Source organism: Halobacillus sp. A1, assembly GCF_024189295.1.
Lineage (GTDB): Bacteria > Bacillota > Bacilli > Bacillales > Halobacillaceae > Halobacillus_A.
The window spans coordinates 1-2,990 of sequence record NZ_JAIZEN010000049.1 but is presented as its reverse complement, the minus strand read 5'-3'; the positions used below and the strand labels follow the sequence as shown (position 1 = coordinate 2,990).

Below are 2,990 nucleotides of genomic sequence, written 5' to 3'. Positions count from 1 at the left end.
TTTTCACGAAGGTTGATATAGTTAAGTCCTCGATTGATTAGTATCCGTCAGCTGCACGTGTCACCACGCTTCCACCTCGGACCTATTGACCTCATCGTCTCTGAGGAATCTTACTTACTTGGCGTAAGGGGAAATTTCATCTCAAGGGGGGCTTCATGCTTAGATGCTTTCAGCACTTATCCCGTCCACACGTAGCTACCCAGCGATGCTCCTGGCGGAACAACTGGTACACCAGCGGTGTGTCCATCCCGGTCCTCTCGTACTAAGGACAGCTCCTTTCAAATTTCCAACGCCCACGACGGATAGGGACCGAACTGTCTCACGACGTTCTGAACCCAGCTCGCGTACCGCTTTAATGGGCGAACAGCCCAACCCTTGGGACCGACTACAGCCCCAGGATGCGATGAGCCGACATCGAGGTGCCAAACCTCCCCGTCGATGTGGACTCTTGGGGGAGATAAGCCTGTTATCCCCGGGGTAGCTTTTATCCGTTGAGCGACGGCCCTTCCATGCGGTACCGCCGGATCACTAAGCCCGACTTTCGTCCCTGCTCGACTTGTAGGTCTCGCAGTCAAGCTCCCTTGTGCCTTTACACTCTGCGAATGATTTCCAACCATTCTGAGGGAACCTTTGGGCGCCTCCGTTACTCTTTAGGAGGCGACCGCCCCAGTCAAACTGCCCACCTGACACTGTCTCCGGACCGGATCACGGTCCTGGGTTAGAATGTCCGTACAGCCAGGGTGGTATCCCACCAGCGCCTCCACCGAAGCTAGCGCTCCGGTTTCTCAGGCTCCCACCTATCCTGTACAAGCTGTACCAACATTCAATATCAGGCTACAGTAAAGCTCCACGGGGTCTTTCCGTCCTGTCGCGGGTAATGTGCATCTTCACACATAGTATAATTTCACCGGGTCTCTCGTTGAGACAGTGCCCAAGTCGTTGCACCTTTCGTGCGGGTCGGAACTTACCCGACAAGGAATTTCGCTACCTTAGGACCGTTATAGTTACGGCCGCCGTTTACTGGGGCTTCGGTTCAACGCTTCGCCTTACGGCTAACGCATCCCCTTAACCTTCCAGCACCGGGCAGGTGTCAGCCCCTATACTTCGCCTTACGGCTTCGCAGAGACCTGTGTTTTTGGTAAACAGTCGCTTGGGCCTTTTCACTGCGGCTCCTCGGCAGAGGAGCACCCCTTCTCCCGAAGTTACGGGGTCATTTTGCCGAGTTCCTTAACGAGAGTTCTCCCGCTCACCTTAGGATTCTCTCCTCGCCTACCTGTGTTGGTTTACGGTACGGGCGCCTCTTTCCTCACTAGAGGATTTTCTTGGCAGTGTGAAATCCAGAGCTTCGGTACTATATTTCCCTCCCTGTCACTGCTTGACGTTAGGCCGGACGGATTTACCTATCCGACCGTCTCACAGCTTAGACGCACTCTTCCAATCGTGCGCTCTCCTTATCCTCCTGCGTCCCCCCGTTGTTCAAACGGAAAGGAGGCGGTACAGGAATATCAACCTGTTGTCCATCGTCTACGCCGTTCGGCCTCGACTTAGGTCCCGACTAACCCTGAGAGGACGAGCCTTCCTCAGGAAACCTTGGGCTTTCGGTGAAAGAGATTCTCACTCTTTTTTCGCTACTCATACCGGCATTCTCACTTCTAAGCGCTCCACCAGTCCTTACGGTCTGACTTCACAGCCCTTAGAACGCTCTCCTACCACTGATCCATTGGATCAATCCGCAGCTTCGGTGGTGTGTTTAGCCCCGGTACATTTTCGGCGCAGAGTCACTCGACCAGTGAGCTATTACGCACTCTTTCAATGATGGCTGCTTCTAAGCCAACATCCTGGTTGTCTAAGCAACTCCACATCCTTTTCCACTTAACACACACTTTGGGACCTTAGCTGGCGGTCTGGGCTGTTTCCCTCTCGACCATGAACCTTATCACCCATGGTCTGACTCCCAGAACAAAGTCTCTGGCATTCGGAGTTTGACTGAATTCGGTAACCCGGTAGGGGCCCCTCGTCCAATCAGTGCTCTACCTCCAGGACTTTCTATTCTGAGGCTAGCCCTAAAGCTATTTCGGAGAGAACCAGCTATCTCCGTGTTCGATTGGCATTTCACCCCTACCCACACCTCATCCCCGCAATTTTCAACTTGCGTGGGTTCGGGCCTCCAGTCAGTGTTACCTGACCTTCACCCTGGACATGGGTAGATCACACGGTTTCGGGTCTACGACCGCATACTCATGCGCCCTATTCAGACTCGCTTTCGCTGCGGCTCCGCTTCTTCAAGCTTAACCTCGCATACGGTCGTAACTCGCCGGTTCATTCTACAAAAGGCACGCCGTCACCCATCAATGGGCTCCGACTACTTGTAGGCACACGGTTTCAGGATCTATTTCACTCCCCTTCCGGGGTGCTTTTCACCTTTCCCTCACGGTACTGGTTCACTATCGGTCACTAGGGAGTATTTAGCCTTGGGAGATGGTCCTCCCGGATTCCGACGGAATTCCTCGTGTTCCGCCGTACTCAGGATCCACTCCGGAGGAAAGAAGATGTCGACTACAGGGCTCTTACCTGCTCTGGCTGATCGTTCCAGATCGATTCATCTATCTTCTTTCTTGATAACTCCAAAGGAGTGTCCTACAACCCCAGAAAGCAAGCTTTCTGGTTTGGGCTGTTTCCGTTTCGCTCGCCGCTACTTGGGAAATCGCATTTGCTTTCTCTTCCTCCGGGTACTAAGATGTTTCAGTTCCCCGGGTCTGCCGTCGTTATCCTATGAATTCAGATAACGACATGGTTCCATTACGAACCATGGGTTCCCCCATTCGGAAATCTTTGGATCAAAGCCTGCTTACGGCTCCCCAAAGCATATCGGTGTTAGTCCCGTCCTTCATCGGCTCCTAGTGCCAAGGCATCCACCGTGCGCCCTTATTCACTTAACTTTCTTCGTGAAAAGACGTTTCGTTTGTTTGATGTCTTGTCATCATCTACGC

At 53.1% G+C, this 2,990-nt stretch carries 1 rRNA gene; it reads right to left on the bottom strand.

The window, feature by feature from the left end:
- Nucleotides 1-17 precede the first annotated feature (17 nt).
- Nucleotides 18-2,939, bottom strand: a 23S ribosomal RNA gene (locus tag LF817_RS19870).
- Between the last annotated feature and the right edge of the window lie 51 nt (nt 2,940-2,990).